The sequence below is a fragment of the Candidatus Microbacterium phytovorans genome (assembly GCA_029202445.1).
GTDB classification, from domain to species: domain Bacteria; phylum Actinomycetota; class Actinomycetes; order Actinomycetales; family Microbacteriaceae; genus Microbacterium; species Microbacterium phytovorans.
The window spans coordinates 718,429-736,049 of the sequence record CP119321.1; the positions used below are offsets into that span (position 1 = coordinate 718,429).

The window sequence follows — 17,621 nt, forward strand, 5'->3', positions numbered from 1 at the left end:
CGACGGTGCTCAGGAGGTCGGCGTCGGCGCGGAACCGTCGTCGATGGTCGGGGGAGTGGTGGCTTGCGCCTCACTCGCGATCTCGTCGGCGGCGGAGGCGGCGGCGCGCGCGGCGGCAGCGGCCTCAGCCGCCGCAGAACCGCCTGCGTGCCCGGGGACATCTTCGGACGGCCGGGGAGAGGGTGCCGTGGCGCGACCGGCGAATGCGTCGCCGATGCCCTTGAGTGCTTCGGTCAACTCGCTGGGGATGACCCACAACTTGCTCGACGGGCTCTGGGCGATCTTCGGCAGAGTCTGCAGATACTGGTATGCCAGGAGCTTCTCGTCGGGCTGCCCGCGATGGATGGCGTTGAAGACCATCTGGATAGCCTCCGACTCACCCTGCGCACGGAGCACGGCGGCCTGCTTGTCTCCCTCTGCACCGAGGATCGCGGCCTGCCGGCGACCCTCTGCTTCGAGGATCTGCGACTGCTTGGATCCTTCCGCCGTGAGGATCGCCGCGCGGCGATCGCGCTCGGCCCGCATCTGCTTCTCCATGGAGTCCTGGATCGAGTGCGGCGGATCGATCGCCTTCAGCTCGACGCGCGAAACGCGGATGCCCCACTTGCCCGTGGCTTCGTCGAGGACGACGCGGAGCTGGCCGTTGATCTCGTCACGGCTCGTGAGCGCCTCTTCAAGGTTGAGACCGCCGACGACGTTTCGCAGCGTCGTGGTCGTCAGCTGCTCGACGGCACCCAGATAGTTGGCGATCTCGTATGTCGCTGCGCGAGCATCGGTCACCTGGAAGTACACGACCGTGTCGATCGACACGACGAGGTTGTCCTCCGTGATGACGGGCTGCGGCGGGAACGAGACGACCTGCTCGCGCATGTCGACGAGCGGGCGGAGCCGGTCGATGAAGGGCACCAGGAGGTTCAGTCCGGGGGAGAGGGTGCGCTGATAGCGCCCGAGACGTTCCACGACACCCGCGTAGGCCTGCGGGATGATGCGGATCGACCGGAAGAGCACCACGATCACGAAGATCGCGACGACGACCAGCAGGACGATGATGAAGATCTGACCGATGAAAGCGCCGACGTCGACGGCCATCAGATGCTCCTCTCCGAAGTGGGCTCACCGGGGGTGGCCTCGATGATGGGGGAGACTTCGACAGTCGCCCCCCGGACAGCGGTGACGGTGACGCGGGAACCGGCATCCAGACCGGGATCCGTGCCGACGAGCCGAGCGGTCCACGTCTCGCCGTTGTCGAGCTTGACCGAGCCGTCGCCGTCGACGAACGGGCGGAGGACGCGAGCGCCGAGCCCGTAGAGGGCGTCGACGTTCGTCGGTTGCAGAGTGCTGCTGCGGTGCAGGGCGCGCAGGAGCAGCGGCCGGATCGTGAAGAGGAGGAGCGCCGCGATGGCGGCGGCAGCGAGCACCTGAGCCCACCAGGGGCCGCCGAGGAGGTTGACGCCGAGTCCGCCGATGAGCGTGCCGGCGGCCAGCATGAGGAAGGTGAACTCGAGCGTCAGCAGCTCGATGATGACGAACACCAGCGACAGGACCAGCCAGGCGATCCAGAGGTACTGCGTGAGATCGGGCAGCACGGCCAGGCTCCTTCCGGGGTGCGTCCTCGAACCCTAACACCCCGTCGGGAAGGGGGGTCGATTGATAGGCTCGGCAGCATGTCTCACCCCATTCCCGCCGGCGCTCTGGCCGGCCGCACCGCCCTCGTGACCGGCTCCTCGCGGGGCATCGGCGCCGACACCGTGCGCTACTTCGCACAGGCGGGCGCGAACGTCGTCATCAACTTCCGCAACAAGGCGCCGCGTGCCGAGAAGCTCGCCACGGAGTTGCGCGAACTCGGGGTGGAGGTCCTGGTCGTCGGCGCCGATCTCACCGACGCGGACTCGGTGCGCGAGATGTTCGCGGCCGTGAGGGAGCGCTTCGGATCGCTCGACATCCTCGTTCTCAACGCGTCGGGCGGGATGGAGGGCGGAATGGCGGAGGACTACGCGATGACCCTCAACCGTGACGCGCAGGTGGGCGTGCTCGACGCCGCGCTGCCCGTGCTGCACGACGGTTCCCGCGTCGTGTTCGTGACGAGCCACCAGGCGCACTTCATCCGCACGACGCCCACGATGCCCGAGTACGAGGTGGTCGCGCTGTCCAAGCGTGCGGGGGAGGATGCGCTTCGTGAGCGCATCCCATCGCTCACCGAGCACGGCATCGGATTCGTGGTCGTGTCGGGCGACATGATCGAAGGAACGATCACGGCGACGCTGTTGGAGCGCGCCAACCCGGGAGCGATCGAGTCCCGTCGCGAGTCGGCCGGCAAGCTCTACAACGTCTCGGAGTTCGCTGCCGAGGTCGCGCTGGCAGCGGTGGAGCCGATCCCGGCGGACAACACGCGCCTCATCGGCGACGTGGCGTCGTTCGGCGGGGAGTGAAATGCGCGCTGACGACATCGACACTCTCATCAGCGTCGGCCGTCCGGCCATCTCGGCAGACGGCGGGTTCGCCGTGTTCGCCACCTCACGTCCCGACACTCTCGCCAACCGGAACGTCGGTCAGCTCTGGCGAATCGACCTGCCCGAGGGAGCGCCGCGACGACTGACCCGCGGCGTGGCCGACTCGGCTCCGCAGGTCTCGCCCGACGGGCAGGCGGTTGCGTTCCTCCGTGCCGACGCGCGCGGGAAGACTCAGATCCACGTCGTCGCGTCACAGGGCGGGGAACCCGTCCAGGCGACCGACGCCCCCGGCGGCGTCGGGAGCTTCGCGTGGTCGCCGACGGGCGACGCGTTCGCCTACACGTCGCGCGTCGTCGAAGCAGGTCGTTACGGCAGCGTGGAGGGACTCGAGCCTGCGGCCGAGTCCCCGCGGCGGATCACCGGCATCCGCTGGCACGCCAACGGGCTCGGCTACCTGGCCGATCGTCCCGCGCACGTCTTCACGGTCGCCGTGCCCGCCACCGACGCCGAGCCGTTCTACGAGCCCGCACCCGCCGTGCTGCCGGAAGGCGCCGAGGCGCCCACGAAGCGCATCGTCGCCGCCGAGCCACGCCAACTCACCGCCGGGGATACCTCGTACTCGGGTGTCGTCTTCGCGGCGGACGGCTCCGAGGTGCTGACGGTGCCCGACGAGATCGAGCGCGATCGGCGCGACCTGCGCTCCCGGCTCGTGGCGGTTCGGACCGATGGGAGCGGCCAGCGAGAGGTCGTGGGAGCCGACCGCGGCCTGGCGATCGACGACGTCTTCGTCGCGCCCGACGGCGTCATCGCCATGATCGCCGCCGACATGGGGGAGAGCGGAGTCGATTTCATCGCGCCCGGCGACGCACTGTGGCTTCTCGAGGGCGACGGACCGCGCCGACTCACCGATCCCGAGACGATCGACCTCGGAGAGGTCGGGTCCCACATCGGCGCCGCCGGCACCGATTTCCTCGTGCAGAACCGTACGCGGGGTCGCGTCGAGCTGCTTCGGGTGACGCGCCAGGGGGAGATGTCGGTGGTCATCGGCGGTGACGTCGAGGTGTCCGGTCAAGCCGCCAGTGGTACGGGCGAGCGGATCGTGGCATCCGTGGCCACGCCCGAGTCCGCCGGGGAACTGTTCCTCGCGGATGCCGGGCCGCTCACGCACTTCGGCAAGGCTCTGCAAGACGCCGGGGTCGTCATTCCAGTGGAGAAGGAAATACCTGGTCGTGACGGATATCCGGTGCATGGTTGGGTGGCCGTCCCGGAGGGCGACGGCCCGTTCCCCGTGATCCTGCAGATTCACGGCGGACCGTATGCCTCCTACGGCATCCATGCGTTCGACGAGACGCAGGTTCTCGTCGACGCCGGGTATGCCGTCGTCTACTCGAATCCGCGCGGCAGTGCGGGATACGGTCGCGAGCACGGCCGCAGCATCCGCCAGCGCATGGGCACCGTCGACTTCCACGACGTCATCGACTTCCTCGACGCTGCACTCGACGCAGACCCGCGTCTGGATGCCGCGCGCGTCGGCATCATGGGCGGTTCTTACGGCGGCTACCTCACCGCCTGGGTCATCGCGCACGATCACCGCTTCGCCGGAGCGATCGTCGAGCGCGGTTTTCTCGATCCGGCCACCTTCCAGGGCACGAGCGACATCGGATCGTTCTTCGGTGACGAGTACGTGGGCGTCGATCCGCAGGCGATGGCCGCCCAGAGTCCGATGGCCGTCGTCGGACAGGTGAAGACGCCGACGCTCGTACTGCACTCGGAACTCGATTTCCGTTGCCCGCTCGAGCAGGCCACCCGCTACTACGCGGCGCTGAAACGGCAGGGCACGGATGCCGAGATGCTGATCTTCCCGGGGGAGGATCACGAACTCACACGATCGGGTCAGCCGCGCCACCGCCGGGAGCGGTTCGCTGCCGTCCTCGACTGGTGGCAGCGCTACCTGCCCACCGTCTGAGTTCGAGGTAGATACGGAAGAGGGCCCCGGGATGCGATCCCGGGGCCCTCTTCGTGTCGACGTCAGAGTCGGTCGGCGTCAGCTCCCTACTTGCCGAACGTGAACGCGCGGACGAGGTTCAGGACACCCATGGCGATGAGCATGATGCCCAGCAGCCACCACAGGACGACGGCTCCCCACAGCGGCGAGAACAGCAGGTAGAGCCCGGCGATGACACTCACGATCGCGAAGAAGACGGTCCAGGCCTTCGACTTCGAGTCGCCGAGCGTGGAGAGCGAGACGATGCCCTCGACGATCCAGCTGATACCGATGAAGACGGAGACGAAGACCGCGAGCCAGACCGTCGTGGCGGTGAGGTTCGAGAACGTGATGATTCCCGTGATGACGAAGAGCAGGCCGAGGGCGATATGGCCGACACGAGCCCAGCCACCCTTCGTCTTGCTGAAGATGCCCAGGCCGGCGTAGACGAGGCCGGCGGCGATGATGTAGATGGCGAGGATCCACGTCACGACGACGGCGGTCTGGCCCGGCCAGACGAGGATCAGGATGCCGGCGACGAGGGTGAGGAGTCCGGCGAGACCGAGTGTCGTGCGGATGCCGTTGACCTCGGACTTCGCGAGCGGAACGTCAGTTGACATGGGTGAGTGCCCCTTTCTGGGAGTTCCCTGAGTGGGATCAGCGCCAGAATATCCCCATCCGGACCGCCGCGCGGGTATGCGCGCGGAACCGGTTACACATCCCGTAGGCGAAGTGTCAGCTTCCGAGGAGAACCGTGATCAGCAGGAGTACGGGAACGCAGCCGATGGTGGTGAGGAAAACGGTGTCGCGCGCGATCGGCTCGCCGATGTCGAACCGCTGGGCGTAGTTGAAGACGTTCTGAGCCGTGGGAAGAGCGGCCAACACGGTGACGATGAGAACATCAGCGGGGGAGAGGCGGAAGACGAATGCCGCCACTGCCCAGGCGATCACGGGCATCACGAACAGCTTGAGCCCGGAGGCGACCAGGACATCTCGGCGCCGTCCGCGGGTTCCGAGCACACGCCGGCCGTGCAGGGAGATGCCGTACGAGATCAGCATGACCGGCACGCAGGCGTTGGCGATGAGCGTGGCCGGCTCGATGATCATCGGGGGCGGCGACCAGCCGGAAAGCGAAACGAGCATTCCGAGCACCGAGCCGACGACGAGCGGGTTGCTCACGGTGCGTCGGACGATCGGGGTCACGCGGCGCTGACCGGTGGAGACGGCCTCGAACACCGCCATCGCGATCGGCGTGAACACCACGAGTTGCAACAGGATCACCGGCGCCGGATACGCCGCGCTGCCGAGGAGATACAACGACAGGGGGATGCCGATGTTGTTCGAGTTGACCTGTCCCGCCGACAGTGCGCCGATGAGGGTCTCGCCGACGCTCCGCCGCCACCAGAGCCGAGCCACGAGGCCGTACACGACGAAGATCACGACGGCGGCGATCGCCGAGACCGGGAGCATGGCGGAGAAGAGCGTGTGGACGTCGGCCTGCGAGAGCACGACGAACAGCAGGAACGGTGAGAGGACGAAGAACACGAGCCGTCCGAGCACGTGGCGCGCGTGAGGCCCGAGCAGATCGATGCGCCCGAGGAGCCATCCCACGAAGATGGCGACGCCGATGACGACGAAACCCGTGAGCGCCTCCAGCATCCTTCGAGCCTAGAGCCGCCGGGAACACCGCGCTGTCACATCGATCGATCATTCTCCGATAATGCACATTATGTCAACTCAACCGAACGGAGCAGGTGGGAAGTGACTCCCCTCCGGACTCCCGACGCTGCGTGCGAGCGCGGCACGGGCGTAGGGTGTCGCGCATGAGCGAAGACGGCTGGCGCGCGTTTCTCGACGACGACCCGACGGACTGGGTCATTCTCCACGGCGGCCCGACGGCGGTGTTCCGCGTCGGCTCACTGGCCGAGGCTGCGCGGCTGGCCGCCGCAATCGCCGAGGTGCCCAGACTCGGCGACCGCACCCTGCTCTCGGCGACATCCGACCGCCTCACGGTAAAGCTCACGCGGGAGATGTGGGGCACCGAGGCGGAGCACATCGCCGTCGCTCGCGCAATCTCCGACGTGGCGCGCGCACACGGGGCGGTCGCCGACCCGTCGTCGGTGCAGGAGGTCCAGGTCGCCGTCGCCGCTCAGCCCGACGCGATCGATCTGCCGTTCTGGCGGGCTGTGCTCGGCTACGCGCCTCTGCACGATGACAACGGCCTCGATCCGCTCGGCCAGGGGTCGACGGTGTGGATGCAGGAACTCGACTCCGGCAAGCCGCTGCGTCACGCCATGCACCTGGATGTGTCACTCCCCCGTGAGCACATCGTGGCGCGGCTGGAGGCCGCTGTCGCCGCCGGCGGACGCATCGTCGACGAGAGCGAGGCGCCGAGTGCGTGGATCCTCGCCGATCGGGCGGGCAACAAGGTGTGCCTCGCGGCGTGGCCGGACGGCGCGCACCCCTCGTCGGATTCGTGAGACCTCCCGGCGTACCCTCTCCCCCCTGCTCAGTCCGCACCCCCTGCGGCCTCACCGAGGCGATACATGCGAACGTGCCGGTGGCCATGCTTGAACGAACGGGTCGCGTTCGGCAGCGGCCGCAGATCGTCACGTTCCGTCGTCACGAACACGACGACGGCGCCCGTGGGGAGCACCGCCCCAAGAGTCTCGAGAGCGGCCGCCGCCGGAGGTCCGGCGGAGGTCGCCGCCGACCACGAGGTCTGTGTGCCGTAGGGCAGGTCGCAGAGCGCCACATGGATGCCGTCGAGGTCGAGCCGTGCCAGTGAACCGGCATCCGTGACATCGGCCTCCACCGCGTCGGTGCGCAGTGCGGAGGAGCGCCCGGGAACATCGAGCAGCCGATCGATCGCGGCCAGGCGGTCGGCGTCGGCGCCGCGGGCGGTCAACTCGCGTCGCCGCTCCGCGAGCCCGGCGGGTGTCGCCAGTGCGAGGTTCTTCGCGGCGAGTGTGACGGCGGCGGGATCGACGTCGCTCGCCAGCACCCGCTGGACTCTCTCCGGTCGCAGCATCGCGACGGCGGTGGGGATGCCACCCGCGCCGCACATCGGATCCCACAGGCCGACGCGCTCGCGACCGGTCAGGAGACGCGCCCGCTCGAAGAGTTCGACGGCCAGGCGCGGCGGGAAACCCGGGAACCCGGGGGCCGAATGGATGACCCGGCCTCCTCCGGCATCCTCGTAGCTCTCGCCGTTCGCGTGATCGAACCTCATCGGGTGCCCTCCTCCCCGAGGCTGACGCGCAACGCCGCGAAGACGAACTCCCACCCCTGTCGATACGACTCGACAGGGCCGTCGTCCGTCCACGGACCCGTGTGCCGCAGAGTCAGGACGCACCCGGCGGCGGTCTCGCGGAGGTCGATGTCGCACGCTTCGTCGCGGCTCTCGCCGTCGGCGTCGCTCCACCGCCACGTGAACGCCAGGCGGTGCGGGGCCTCGACGGCGAGGTAGCGCCCCGCCACGGCGATGCCTGCCGCTCCCGCCGCGAACCGGTAGGCGCCACCCGGGCGGGCGTCGGCCGTGATCTCGACGTCGTCCCAGTGGTTCCACCACCAGGTGCGCAGCCTCTCGGGCCGTGTGAGGGAGGCCCACACGTCGGCCACCGGCGACGACAGCTCGATCTCCAGGTGGAGCGGGCGCTGTGCGAGCAGGGCCCACGGTGCGGCAGCATCCGTGCCATTGTCCGCTCCCCCGTGGAGCTTGGCCAACGCGCGAAGGTGCGACTCCCACCCGCCGCCGTAGTCCGCGACGTGATCGGGCTCGCCGAGACGGTGCTCGAGGGTGAGAATCGTGCCGTCGCCGTCACGTCGGAGGTCGACGCGCACGCGGCTCGGGGCTTCGGCATCCCAGGTCCACCCCACGGCGAGGGTCTCCGCGGGAGCGCACTGCTCGATGCGCAGCGCAGCGGGGCCGTCGGGATCATCCGCGAAACGGATGCGCACGAGGGCGGGGTCATCGGCATCCCGTTCGACGTCGCCGAGCCAGCGGGCGAGGCGGGAGCTGTCGGTGAGCGCCGACCACACGTCGTCGGGAGTCGCGGCGTAGCGCCGCACGATCGTCACGATCGGCTCGTGCGACGAGCCTGTCAGGCCTCGAAGAAGCAGGTCACGCATGGTCCTCTCGCCTCTCTTGCTCGGAGTGTGCGATCCCGCGTCGCAGTTCGGTGTCGAGGGCGTCGAGCCGGTGCGTCCATCGAGCTCGTTGCTCGGCCACCCAGGCTGCGGCCTCGTCGAGCGCTTCGGGCCGCAGTGCGTACAGTCGCCGGGCGCCGTCTGCGCGTGCCTCGGCGACTCCCCCGTCGCGCAGCACACGCAACTGGTTCGAGACGGCGGGCTGTGAGATGCCGAACTCCGAGCCGATGGCTCGACTGATCTCACCCGAGGTGCGGTCGGCGTTGGCGAGGATCTCGACGATGCGCCGACGCACCGGATCGGCGAGCAGATCGAAGGAGTTCACGATGCATTTATATCAGGCAACAGTGATATTGCCTAGACGTCCCCTCGCACGGGCAGAATGTCGGGATGGCGCCCGCCCGCATCCACCTCGATCTGATCCCCCGCGTCGACACGACATCATGGACTCTTCGTGTCGACGGCGTCGATGTCGGCGTGCTGCGCGGAAGTGTGCGCAGCAGCGACGTCGAGCTGTTCGTCGAGGTGGACGAGTCGGCGCGGCGCCGCGGGATCGCACGTGCAGCGATCGGCCGCCTTCTCGGCTCCGCGCCGTGGGGCCACGACGTGCGCTACATCGCCGAGGTCGACGCGGGCGACGAGGCTGCTGCGTCTCTCGCGCGCCGGCTGGGGTTCACGCCCGAGGATGCCGGGGGTGCCGGCCACAAGTGGAGTCGCTCCGCCCCGCGCGCCCGGGCCGCCGCCGACGATATCGCCCGCTTCCTCGACCGCGACGGACGGATCGACCGCTACCCGCTGCGCAGCGCCGACCGGAAGGCTCTTCTGACGTGGGTCGCGGCGCGGGCCCTGCCGCACGGTGTGGTGCTCGATGAGGCCGCGGTGAACGCGCGGCTGGAGCCGTACGCCCCCGCGGGCGATGTCGCCGTGCTGCGGCGGTATCTGGTCGATCACGGACTCGTCGAACGCACGCGATCGGGCTCGGAGTATGTGAGGGTCGAGCGCGTCGCAGGTTAGTCCAGTGCGGCCGCCTTCTCCTCGAGCACTCGGCGCTGCGCGTCGTTGGCGGTCAGGGCTATGGCGTGCGCGAACTCCTCCCGCGCCTCCGTGGCGCGCCCGAGCCGTGCCAGGAGTTCACCGCGCACGCTCGGCAGCAGCGGCGAGCCTCGGAGCTCTCCGCGCCGCGCCAAATCGTCGACGATCCGTAGCGCGGTGGCGGGACCGGTCGCCATCGATACGGCGACGGCGCGGTTGAGTTCGACGATCGGGCTCGGCGCGATCCGTCCGAGCGCCTCGTAGAGCACGACGATCGTCTCCCAGTCGGTGTCGTCGACGTGCGATGCCACAGTGTGGCACTCGGCGATGGCCGCCTGCAGCGCATACGTGCCCCGTCCCCGACCGGATGCCAGGAGGTCTGCTCGCCGCAGGGCCGCTCGCCCGCGTGCGATCTGTCGCCGGTCCCACATCGTTCGGTCCTGATCGGCGAGCAGCACCGGGCGCCCGGCGGCGTCCTCTCGGGAGGCGAACCGGGCGCGCTGGAACTCCATGAGAGCCACGAGCGCCACCGGCTCCGGCTCTCGAGGGACCAGCCCGCACAGCACCCGTCCGAGGCGCAGGGCCTCGTCGGCGAGCTCCGGGCGCATCCACCGTTCCCCTGCCGTCGCCGCGTAGCCCTCGGTGAAGATCAGATACACCACGCCGAGCACGCCGTCCAGCCGCGCCCGCCACTCCGACGGTTCCGGCGTCTCGAAGGCGACACCTGCCGCCGACAGGGTCTTCTTCGCTCGCGTGATCCGTGCCTGCACGGTGGCGACAGGAACCAGCAGCATTCGGGCGATCTCGGCCGAGGTGAGACCGCCGACGACGCGGAGGGTGAGGGCGACCTGCGACTCCCGTGACAGCGCCGGATGGCACGCCGTGAAGACGAGCCTCAACAGGTCGTCGTCGATCGGCTCCCACGAGTCTTCCGCCGACTCCGACAGCTCGTGCGCGATGAGCCGATAGCGATCGTCGCGGCGCTCGCGCCGACGCCACGCGTCGATGGCACGGCGTTTGGCCGTCGCCGTGAGCCAGGCGCCCGCGTTCGCGGGTATCCCGGCCTCCGGCCAGGACGTCAGAGCCTCCGCGAGCGCTTCCTGGGCGACGTCCTCCGCCTGGCCGAGGTCGCCCGTCATCTTCGCGAGCGTCGCGACGATGCGGGGGCCCTCGATCCGCCAGACGGCCTCGACGGCTCGCGTGGCCTCGAGCGGCATCAGACCGTGCCGAGCTGCTCGCGCCAGCCGGCCTCCTTCTGCACGAACTCGTTGTCAGCGAAGTCGGCGAAGTCGGACTCGTCGGTGATCCGCCGGACCTCCAGCGTGTTCCCGGGGCCGAGAGGGCAGCGCTTCGCCCACTCGATCGCCTCCTCCGCCGTCGCCGTGTCGAGGATCCAGAAGCCGTTGAAGAGCTCGTGCACTTCCCCGTACGGGCCGTCCGACACGAGCGGCGGCTCATCCGCCGAGAACGTCACCAGGTAACCGGCCTCGGGCGCCAGCCCGTCTCCGCCGGCGAGCACTCCCGCCTTGATGAGCGACTCGTTGTAGGCGCCCATCGCGTTGATGACCGCCTCGAAGTCGAGTTCCTTCGACGCCTCCAGCGCTTCGGCCGTGGTCCGCATGATCAGCATGTGCTTCATCTGTCCGTCTCCTTCATCCGGATGCCCGCGGCATCCTCTCACTATGACGTCGAACGAGAATCGACGAAATCGACACGTCGACCGAGTATTTGCGGCGAGGCGACATGGAGCCCACCCTAGGTCAGCGCAGGTCAGCGCAGGTCAGCGCAGATCAGCGCACGTCAGCGCAGCGGCGTCCACCCCGTAGGCAGCGGCCCGTCGGCATCCGCCCGCTCTCGGTCCGCGGCTGCCGACCAACCCTGGGCCGCGGCCGGGGAGTCGAAGCCGCCGCGCGCCAACCGCACGCCGACGTCCTCGTGATGCATACGGGGGGCTCCGCCGCGGCGAGTGGACGCGCGCACGCTCCAGGCGTCGTCGGCGAACCCCCCGCCGCGAAAGACGCGATAATCGCCGTACCGGGCGGGGTCGAGCAGGTCCCAGCACCATTCCCACACGTTGCCGAGCGTGTCGAAGAGACCATGGAGGTTGGGGTGCTTGCCGCCGACGTCCTGAGGGCTCGTCACGCCGTCTGCCGCGGTCCACGCGACGTCGGCGAGCGGCCCGTAGTGCGGTCCCGTCGAGCCGGCCCGGCATGCGAACTCCCACTCCGCCTCCGTCGGCAGGCGGAATCCGTCGCTATCGACGTGCCACGTGACATCCTCGCCGTCGAATGTGTACGCGGGGTCCAGGCCCTCCCACTCGGATGCCGCATTGCACAGCCGTACGGCACGCAACCAGGAGATGTCCGCTGCGGGGCGCCGCGGATGACGCGCGGTCTCACCGAGGAGTTCTGCCCGCATCTCTTCGGTGAGCGGGAACACACCGATCTCGAAGGGCTCGAGGTCGACCGCGCGTCGCATCTTCCGACGCGCGTCGTGCAGTTCGACCCGCCCGCCGGCGATCGCCCTCATCTCGATGTCGGTCACCGACGCACTCTAGCGCTCGGTAACGTGGACGGTGTCATGACAGTCTCCGCCGCCAGCGCGCCGAGTGCCCGGGCGTGGATCATCTGGACGGTCGGCGTCGCGGCCTACGTGCTCGCGATCACCAACCGCACCTCGCTCGCTGCCGTGGGCGTGGATGCCGCGGAGCGCTTCCAGGCGGACGCCGCGACCCTGTCCCTCTTCGCGGTCGTGCAGCTCGCGATGTACGGGGGCATGCAGATCCCCGTCGGAGTGCTCCTCGATCGCTACGGTGCGAGGCCCGTCATGACGGTGGGGATGATCCTCATGGCGATCGGGCAGTTGACGATGGCCCTCTCCCCCAGCGTCGGCGTCGCCATTCTCGCTCGCGTGCTCCTCGGCGCCGGCGACGCCGCGATCTTTCCCGGCGTCCTCCGACTGATCGCGCTCTGGTTCCCTGCGCAGCGCGCGCCGCTCATGGTCCAGTTGACGGGCATCGTCGGGCAGTCGGGTCAGCTCGTGGCGCTCATCCCGCTGGCCGCCCTGCTGCACGCCACGTCGTGGACGATCGCCTTCGGGAGCATCGCGGGGCTCGGGGCGCTCTTCACGGTCCTCGTGGTGCTGCTGATCCGCAATCGGCCGCCCGAACTCGCCTCCGACGTGGCCGTCGACACCGACACGGGCGCCATCCGCGTCGTCACCTCCGCGGTCGACACCGGCGTCGGCATCCGCGCGGCCTGGTCACACCCCGGTACCCGCCTGGCCTTCTGGTCGCACTTCACCTCTCCCTTCGCGGGAACGGCGTTCATCCTCCTGTGGGGCATGCCGTTCCTCACCGCCGGCGAAGGACTCAGCAAGGCGGCGGCATCCGCGATCATCTCGACCTACGTCGTCGTGGGTATGGTCATCGGTCCGGTCATGGGCGACCTGTCGCGACGCATTCCCCATTTGCGCTCGCGGGTCCTCGTGCTCCCCTCGATCGGCGTCCAGTTCGTGGCCTGGGTCGCCGTGATCGTCTGGCCGGGCCCCGCACCGATCTGGCTCCTCGTCGCGCTCGCCGTCGCGCTCGCGATGGGCGGTCCCGCCTCGATGATCGCTTTCGACCACGCGCGCACGCACAACCCCGCCCACCGGTTGAGCACCGCCACAGGCGTGACCAACGCGGGCGGATTCCTCGCGGCGCTTCTCGCCATCCTCATGATCGGCCTCGCCCTGGACCTGCAGGGGGCCGGAACGCCCGCGACCTACACGCTCGACGCGTTCCGCCTCGCGTTCCTCACCCAGGTGCCGCTGTGGCTGCTGGGCTCGGCGTTCATCGTCGTCGAGCGGCGACGGACGCGCATCCGCCTGGGCATGGAAAAGCCGCGCCGCCGCACCCGGTGAGGATGCGGCGGCGCGGCGAGCGACTCAGATGGTCTGGTCGCCCGACGTGCGGGACTCCGTGTGGGTCACGCGCTCCCCGGCGACGGGGTCGACCGTCCGCGTGACCGACTCGGTCGAGCGCCGCCGTGCGACGAGGACCAGTCCGATCACGAAGACGACGGCACCGGCACCCATGAGGATGTAACCGATGAGGTCGAGGTCGACGTACTCGACATCGACGTTCACGGCGAACGCGAGGATCGCGCCGATGACGAAGAGAGCGATACCTGCTCCGATACTCATGTGCACACTCCGATCAGCTGGATGTGATGCCATGGTCCTCTGCAGAGGGCGCGGAAGGAACCCCTTGACACGGCACCACGCGCCGTGTGTAGGCGGCCCCGGCTCAGGACGGCGAGATCTCCGTCCAGGTGCCGTACTTCGCCTCCCGGCCATCGCCCGACGAGGTTCCCGTGAGCCGGCGGCGCACCCACGGCCCGAGGTGATCCCGCATATAGTCACCACGCGCCAGCCGCACCGCGTCGGGAAGGGGCGGCAGCGACCACCATCCGTCGGGAACGCGCTCGCCGAGAGCGTCCAGCACCCGTGCGGCGACACGGTGATGTCCGCGGCTGTTCATGTGGAGGCGGTCTTCGGACCAGTAGGAAGGGTCGGAGAGCTCGCGGTCCGGCCAGTTCAGCGCGCGGACGACGTCGGGTCGATCCGCCACGCGCCGGACCACCTCGGCGGACATGAGGTCGCCCCGTCTTTGCACGACGCGACCGAGGGGAAGCTGACCGGACGGGTTGGCTCCCGACAGCAGGATGAGGCGGACGCCCTGTTCGTCGCACCGACGCAGGACGTGGCTGAAGGCGTCGGCGATGTGCGAGACCGACGTGCGCGGACGCAGCATGTCGTTGCCGCCGCCGTTGAACGACAGGTGCGTGGGTTCCAGGGCGAGCGCGCGCTCGAGTTGCTCGCGGACGATCGGCCACACCAGCTTGCCGCGGATCGCGAGGTTGGCGTAGTGCACGCTCTCCCCGCGGGAGTCCGCCCATCCCCGCGCGGCGAGGTCTGCCCAGCCCCGGACGGTGCCGTCGGCGCGTTCGTCTCCGACGCCCTCGGTGAACGAGTCGCCGATCGCGACGAAACGGACGGATGCCATGGCATCCACTCTATGGTCCGGCGACCGCGGCTCGGCGCTCGGCCGGAGCACCCGCCGCGACCGGAGGGCTACGGACGCGGAGCCTCCGAGGCTTCGTGGAGGAGCTCGGCGACCCGCGGCATCACGACGCTGCCGTAGAGCTCGATCGAGCGCATCATGCGCGTGTGCGAAAGCGTGCCGTTGGAGTATTTGAGGTCGAAGCGATCCGCCCCGAGCGTCCGCACGGTGTCGGCGATCTTCCGCGCGACCCGCTCGGGTGAGCCCGCGTAGACCGAGCCCTCCGGCCCCACGTCGTGCTGGAACTGGAGCCGGCTGTAGGGAGGCCACCCGCGCTCCGCGCCGATCGCGTTGCGGTTGGCTTCCATCGCCGGATACAGCTCCTCCCAGGCCTGCTCGTCGGTGTCGGCGATATGGCCCGGCGAATGGATGCCGATGGGCAGGCGGTCGCGGCCGAACGAGTCGAGCGATCGGTGGAACAGGTCCACGTAGGGGCGGAAGCGTGCCGGCGCACCGCCGATGATGGCCAGCATCAGCCCGTAGCCGTAGCGGGCGGTGCGCACGACCGACTCGGGCGAGCCGCCGACACCGACCCACGCCGTGAATCCGTTCTCGGTCTTCGGGTACACGTCGGCGTCGCGGAGTGCGGCGCGCGTCGTGCCCTCCCACGTCACGGGCTTCTCCTCGCGGAGCCTCGCGAACAGTTCGAGCTTCTCCTCGAAGAGCACTTCGTAGTCCGACAGGTCGTAGCCGAACAGCGGGAAGGACTCGATGAACGAGCCGCGCCCCAGGATCACCTCAGCGCGTCCGCCGGACACGGCATCCAACGTTGCGAAGCGCTCGTACACGCGCACGGGATCGTCGCTGGAGAGCACCGTCACGGCCGTTCCGAGGCGGATGTCGCGGGTGCGGGCCGCCGCCGCGGCCAGCACGATCTCCGGGCTCGACACCGCGAACTCGTGACGGTGGTGCTCTCCCACGCCGAAGAAGTGGAGACCCACCTGGTCGGCGAGGACGGCCTGGTCGACCGTGTCGCGAATCGCCTGTGCGTCGGTGACGCGCGCGCCGTCGTCGCCGACGGTGACGTCGCCGAACGTGTCGAGTCCGAGCTGCACCTGATGCGCCGTGTCCATGGCTGTCTCCTCTGCCGACGTTCTATTCCGGTGAATGGAACAGGGAAGGAGGACGCGGCATTCCCGCCCACGCGAACGGGGCGGGAATGCCGCGTCGGAATCAGCCCTGTGCCAGCGCCATCCGGAGCGTGTCGAGACCGACGCCGCCCAGGCGGAGCGCACGCATGTGGAAACGCTTGATGTCGAAGGCGGCGCCTTCGCGCTCCGCCACGTCGTCGCGGATCTGCTCCCAGATCCACTGTCCGACCTTGTACGACGGCGCCTGTCCCGGCCAGCCGAGGTAGCGGTTGACCTCGAACTGGATGAACTCGTCGGACATGTTGACGTTGCGACGCATGAACTCCAGCGCGAAGTCCGCGTCCCACACGCCCTGACCGTCGGGCCGCGGCTTCTTCAGGTGCACGCCGATGTCGAGGACGACGCGCGCGGCGCGCATGCGCTGCCCGTCGAGCATGCCGAGCCGGTCTGCCGGGTCATCGAGATAGCCGAGTTGCTCCATGAGGCGCTCGGCGTACAGGGCCCAGCCCTCTGCATGCCCGCTGGAGCCGGCCAGCAGGCGGCGCCACGAGTTCAGCTCGGAGCGGTTGTACACGGCCTGCGCGATCTGCAGGTGATGCCCCGGCACACCCTCGTGGTAGACCGTGGTCAGCTCCCGCCACGTGTCGAACGAATCGACGCCCTCGGGCACCGACCACCACATGCGGCCCGGACGCGAGAAGTCGTCGGTGGGCCCCGTGTAGTAGATGCCGCCCTCGTTCGTCGGGGCGATCATGCACTGGAGGTGAGTGATCGGCTCGGGAATGTCGAAGTGCGTCTTGCCCAGCTCGGCCACGGCGCGGTCGCTCGTCTCCTGCATCCACTTCTGCAGTGCATCGGTGCCGTGGAGCTTCCGGCTCTCGTCGCCCTCCAGGAAGGCGACGGCCTCCTCGACCGTCGCGCCCGCCTTGATCTCGCGCGCGATCGACTCCTGCTCGGCGACCATGCGGGCCAGCTCCTCGAGCCCCCACTCGTACGTCTCGTCGAGGTCGATCACGGCGCCGAGGAAGCGACGCGAGTGGAGCGCGTACAGGTCGCGGCCGACGGCATCCTCCTCCGAGGCTTCGGGAGCCAGCTCGGTGGCGAGGAAGGTGGCGAGCTCGTCGTACGACACGCGCGCGGCGTTGGCGTGGTCGGTGAGGTCGCGCGCCAGGGAGGCCGGCAGGTTGCCCTCGGCGGGCGCGGCGTCACCCGCGAAAGTGGCGAAGAAGCCGTTGTCGGAGGTGTAGCGACCGATCTGCGTGACGACCTCGGTCACCTGCCGGCGTGCGGGAACGACCCCCTCGGCCATGCCGGCGCGAAGGGTCTCGATGTAGCCGGCGATCGCGCCGGGGACAGCGCCGAGGCGCGCCGCGATGACGGACCAGTCGTCGACGGAGTCGGTGGGCATGAGATCGAACGTGCTGCGGATCTCCTGCGCCGGCGAGGCGATCACATTCACGTCGCGGAGGTGGGCGGAGGCCTCATGGAGCTCGAGGTGAAGACGAAGGTCGCCCGCGAGATCGGCCTGCGTCACGATATCGACCTGGTCCACCGGCTCCGCGGCCTCCAGGGCCGCCAGCGTCGCCTTCGCGGCGTCGTAGCCGCGCTGCGCGCCCTCCGGCGAGAGGTCGTCGAGCCGGTCGTTGTACTCGAAACGTCCGATGTACGTGGCCAGGCCCGGCGAGAGTTCGGCAGCCGTGTCGACCCAGGCGTCGGCGATGGCATCGATCTGCGTGGGGGTGCGCTCTTCTGAAGCGCGCTGTGCATCAGTCATCCTCCGAGCCTATCCCCGGGGCGCGTGAATCTCAGGG

19 protein-coding genes are annotated in these 17,621 nt (G+C 69.3%); 5 read left to right on the forward strand and 14 right to left on the reverse strand.

Annotation, left to right across the window (positions count from 1 at the left end; genetic code table 11):
* Positions 1-9 precede the first annotated feature (9 nt).
* Both P0Y48_03425 and P0Y48_03430 read right to left on the reverse strand, forming a co-directional pair.
* On the reverse strand, positions 10-1,089 hold the full coding sequence (locus P0Y48_03425) for an SPFH/Band 7/PHB domain protein (protein WEK14275.1): 1,080 nt from the start codon (positions 1,087-1,089) through the stop codon (positions 10-12).
* Entirely contained in the window at positions 1,089-1,586 is a 498-nt protein-coding gene (locus P0Y48_03430; GenBank protein WEK14276.1) for an NfeD family protein, read from the reverse strand. Before P0Y48_03430 ends, P0Y48_03425 begins: the two co-directional genes overlap by 1 nt.
* 78 nt (positions 1,587-1,664) lie before the next feature.
* On the opposite strand from P0Y48_03430, the gene P0Y48_03435 reads away from it, so the two are divergent.
* Entirely contained in the window at positions 1,665-2,429 is a 765-nt protein-coding gene (locus P0Y48_03435; protein WEK14277.1) for an SDR family oxidoreductase, read from the forward strand.
* 1 nt (position 2,430) lies between these two features.
* Positions 2,431-4,416 carry a S9 family peptidase gene (locus tag P0Y48_03440; protein WEK14278.1) on the forward strand — a complete coding sequence of 662 codons (1,986 nt, stop codon included), beginning with the start codon at positions 2,431-2,433 and terminating at the stop codon, positions 4,414-4,416.
* Positions 4,417-4,502: 86 nt separating this feature from the next.
* Here P0Y48_03440 and P0Y48_03445 read toward each other — a convergent pair whose 3' ends face one another.
* Complete coding sequence (locus P0Y48_03445) at positions 4,503-5,054, reverse strand: DUF308 domain-containing protein (protein ID WEK14279.1); 552 nt, start codon at positions 5,052-5,054, stop codon at positions 4,503-4,505.
* A 115-nt stretch (positions 5,055-5,169) separates the two neighbouring features.
* Positions 5,170-6,093 carry an AEC family transporter gene (locus P0Y48_03450; protein WEK14280.1) on the reverse strand — a complete coding sequence of 308 codons (924 nt, stop codon included), beginning with the start codon at positions 6,091-6,093 and terminating at the stop codon, positions 5,170-5,172.
* Positions 6,094-6,257: 164 nt separating this feature from the next.
* Between P0Y48_03450 and P0Y48_03455 the strand changes: the two genes are divergently transcribed.
* Positions 6,258-6,914, forward strand: a complete 657-nt coding sequence (locus P0Y48_03455; GenBank protein ID WEK14281.1) for a VOC family protein — start codon at positions 6,258-6,260, stop codon at positions 6,912-6,914.
* A gap of 29 nt (positions 6,915-6,943) precedes the next feature.
* On the opposite strand, the gene P0Y48_03460 is transcribed toward P0Y48_03455, so the two are convergent.
* Genes P0Y48_03460 through P0Y48_03470 form a run of 3 tightly spaced genes read right to left on the reverse strand, consistent with a single transcriptional unit; the run spans position 6,944 to position 8,908 of the window.
* Entirely contained in the window at positions 6,944-7,666 is a 723-nt protein-coding gene (locus P0Y48_03460; GenBank protein ID WEK14282.1) for a hypothetical protein, read from the reverse strand.
* Positions 7,663-8,565, reverse strand: coding sequence for an SRPBCC family protein (locus P0Y48_03465; GenBank protein WEK14283.1), 903 nt, complete (start codon positions 8,563-8,565; stop codon positions 7,663-7,665). The genes P0Y48_03460 and P0Y48_03465 overlap by 4 nt, the downstream gene beginning before the upstream one ends.
* Positions 8,558-8,908, reverse strand: a complete 351-nt coding sequence (locus P0Y48_03470) for a metalloregulator ArsR/SmtB family transcription factor (GenBank protein ID WEK14284.1) — start codon at positions 8,906-8,908, stop codon at positions 8,558-8,560. The genes P0Y48_03465 and P0Y48_03470 overlap by 8 nt, the downstream gene beginning before the upstream one ends.
* Before the next feature lie 65 nt (positions 8,909-8,973).
* Here P0Y48_03470 and P0Y48_03475 point away from each other — a divergent pair, with 65 nt between their 5' ends.
* Positions 8,974-9,597 carry a DUF2087 domain-containing protein gene (locus tag P0Y48_03475; GenBank protein ID WEK14285.1) on the forward strand — a complete coding sequence of 208 codons (624 nt, stop codon included), beginning with the start codon at positions 8,974-8,976 and terminating at the stop codon, positions 9,595-9,597.
* Here the strand turns inward: P0Y48_03475 and P0Y48_03480 are convergent.
* From P0Y48_03480 to P0Y48_03490, 3 genes are all read right to left on the reverse strand, one after another.
* Positions 9,594-10,832, reverse strand: coding sequence for a sigma-70 family RNA polymerase sigma factor (locus P0Y48_03480; GenBank protein WEK14286.1), 1,239 nt, complete (start codon positions 10,830-10,832; stop codon positions 9,594-9,596). The genes P0Y48_03475 and P0Y48_03480 overlap by 4 nt on opposite strands.
* Positions 10,832-11,254: a YciI family protein gene (locus P0Y48_03485; GenBank protein ID WEK14287.1), complete on the reverse strand. Its 423-nt coding sequence runs from the start codon at positions 11,252-11,254 to the stop codon at positions 10,832-10,834. Before P0Y48_03485 ends, P0Y48_03480 begins: the two co-directional genes overlap by 1 nt.
* A 161-nt stretch (positions 11,255-11,415) precedes the next feature.
* Positions 11,416-12,159 carry an SUMF1/EgtB/PvdO family nonheme iron enzyme gene (locus P0Y48_03490; protein WEK14288.1) on the reverse strand — a complete coding sequence of 248 codons (744 nt, stop codon included), beginning with the start codon at positions 12,157-12,159 and terminating at the stop codon, positions 11,416-11,418.
* A gap of 36 nt (positions 12,160-12,195) precedes the next feature.
* On the opposite strand from P0Y48_03490, the gene P0Y48_03495 reads away from it, so the two are divergent.
* Entirely contained in the window at positions 12,196-13,518 is a 1,323-nt protein-coding gene (locus tag P0Y48_03495; protein ID WEK14289.1) for an MFS transporter, read from the forward strand.
* A gap of 24 nt (positions 13,519-13,542) precedes the next feature.
* On the opposite strand, the gene P0Y48_03500 is transcribed toward P0Y48_03495, so the two are convergent.
* The 4 genes from P0Y48_03500 to P0Y48_03515 form a co-directional block, all read right to left on the reverse strand.
* The gene (locus P0Y48_03500; protein WEK14290.1) at positions 13,543-13,800 is read right to left on the reverse strand and encodes a DUF6458 family protein; all 258 of its coding nucleotides are present in this window, start codon (positions 13,798-13,800) and stop codon (positions 13,543-13,545) included.
* A 103-nt stretch (positions 13,801-13,903) separates the two neighbouring features.
* Positions 13,904-14,662 carry an SGNH/GDSL hydrolase family protein gene (locus P0Y48_03505; GenBank protein ID WEK14291.1) on the reverse strand — a complete coding sequence of 253 codons (759 nt, stop codon included), beginning with the start codon at positions 14,660-14,662 and terminating at the stop codon, positions 13,904-13,906.
* 68 nt (positions 14,663-14,730) lie between these two features.
* Positions 14,731-15,792 carry an LLM class flavin-dependent oxidoreductase gene (locus P0Y48_03510; GenBank protein ID WEK14292.1) on the reverse strand — a complete coding sequence of 354 codons (1,062 nt, stop codon included), beginning with the start codon at positions 15,790-15,792 and terminating at the stop codon, positions 14,731-14,733.
* 100 nt (positions 15,793-15,892) lie between these two features.
* Positions 15,893-17,584 carry a DUF885 domain-containing protein gene (locus P0Y48_03515; GenBank protein WEK14293.1) on the reverse strand — a complete coding sequence of 564 codons (1,692 nt, stop codon included), beginning with the start codon at positions 17,582-17,584 and terminating at the stop codon, positions 15,893-15,895.
* Positions 17,585-17,621: the final 37 nt, after the last annotated feature.

What these genes read in the sequence shown, in the direction of transcription:
- P0Y48_03425 (WEK14275.1), bottom strand. Translation starts at nt 1,089, where the DNA reads ATGGCCGTCGACGTCGGCGCTTTCATCGGTCAGATCTTCATCATCGTC.
- P0Y48_03435 (WEK14277.1), top strand. Translation starts at nt 1,665, where the DNA reads ATGTCTCACCCCATTCCCGCCGGCGCTCTGGCCGGCCGCACCGCCCTC.
- P0Y48_03440 (WEK14278.1), top strand. Translation starts at nt 2,431, where the DNA reads ATGCGCGCTGACGACATCGACACTCTCATCAGCGTCGGCCGTCCGGCC.
- P0Y48_03445 (WEK14279.1), bottom strand. Translation starts at nt 5,054, where the DNA reads ATGTCAACTGACGTTCCGCTCGCGAAGTCCGAGGTCAACGGCATCCGC.
- P0Y48_03450 (WEK14280.1), bottom strand. Translation starts at nt 6,093, where the DNA reads ATGCTGGAGGCGCTCACGGGTTTCGTCGTCATCGGCGTCGCCATCTTC.
- P0Y48_03455 (WEK14281.1), top strand. Translation starts at nt 6,258, where the DNA reads ATGAGCGAAGACGGCTGGCGCGCGTTTCTCGACGACGACCCGACGGAC.
- P0Y48_03460 (WEK14282.1), bottom strand. Translation starts at nt 7,666, where the DNA reads ATGAGGTTCGATCACGCGAACGGCGAGAGCTACGAGGATGCCGGAGGA.
- P0Y48_03465 (WEK14283.1), bottom strand. Translation starts at nt 8,565, where the DNA reads ATGCGTGACCTGCTTCTTCGAGGCCTGACAGGCTCGTCGCACGAGCCG.
- P0Y48_03475 (WEK14285.1), top strand. Translation starts at nt 8,974, where the DNA reads ATGGCGCCCGCCCGCATCCACCTCGATCTGATCCCCCGCGTCGACACG.
- P0Y48_03480 (WEK14286.1), bottom strand. Translation starts at nt 10,832, where the DNA reads ATGCCGCTCGAGGCCACGCGAGCCGTCGAGGCCGTCTGGCGGATCGAG.
- P0Y48_03485 (WEK14287.1), bottom strand. Translation starts at nt 11,254, where the DNA reads ATGAAGCACATGCTGATCATGCGGACCACGGCCGAAGCGCTGGAGGCG.
- P0Y48_03495 (WEK14289.1), top strand. Translation starts at nt 12,196, where the DNA reads ATGACAGTCTCCGCCGCCAGCGCGCCGAGTGCCCGGGCGTGGATCATC.
- P0Y48_03500 (WEK14290.1), bottom strand. Translation starts at nt 13,800, where the DNA reads ATGAGTATCGGAGCAGGTATCGCTCTCTTCGTCATCGGCGCGATCCTC.
- P0Y48_03505 (WEK14291.1), bottom strand. Translation starts at nt 14,662, where the DNA reads ATGGCATCCGTCCGTTTCGTCGCGATCGGCGACTCGTTCACCGAGGGC.
- P0Y48_03510 (WEK14292.1), bottom strand. Translation starts at nt 15,792, where the DNA reads ATGGACACGGCGCATCAGGTGCAGCTCGGACTCGACACGTTCGGCGAC.
- P0Y48_03515 (WEK14293.1), bottom strand. Translation starts at nt 17,584, where the DNA reads ATGACTGATGCACAGCGCGCTTCAGAAGAGCGCACCCCCACGCAGATC.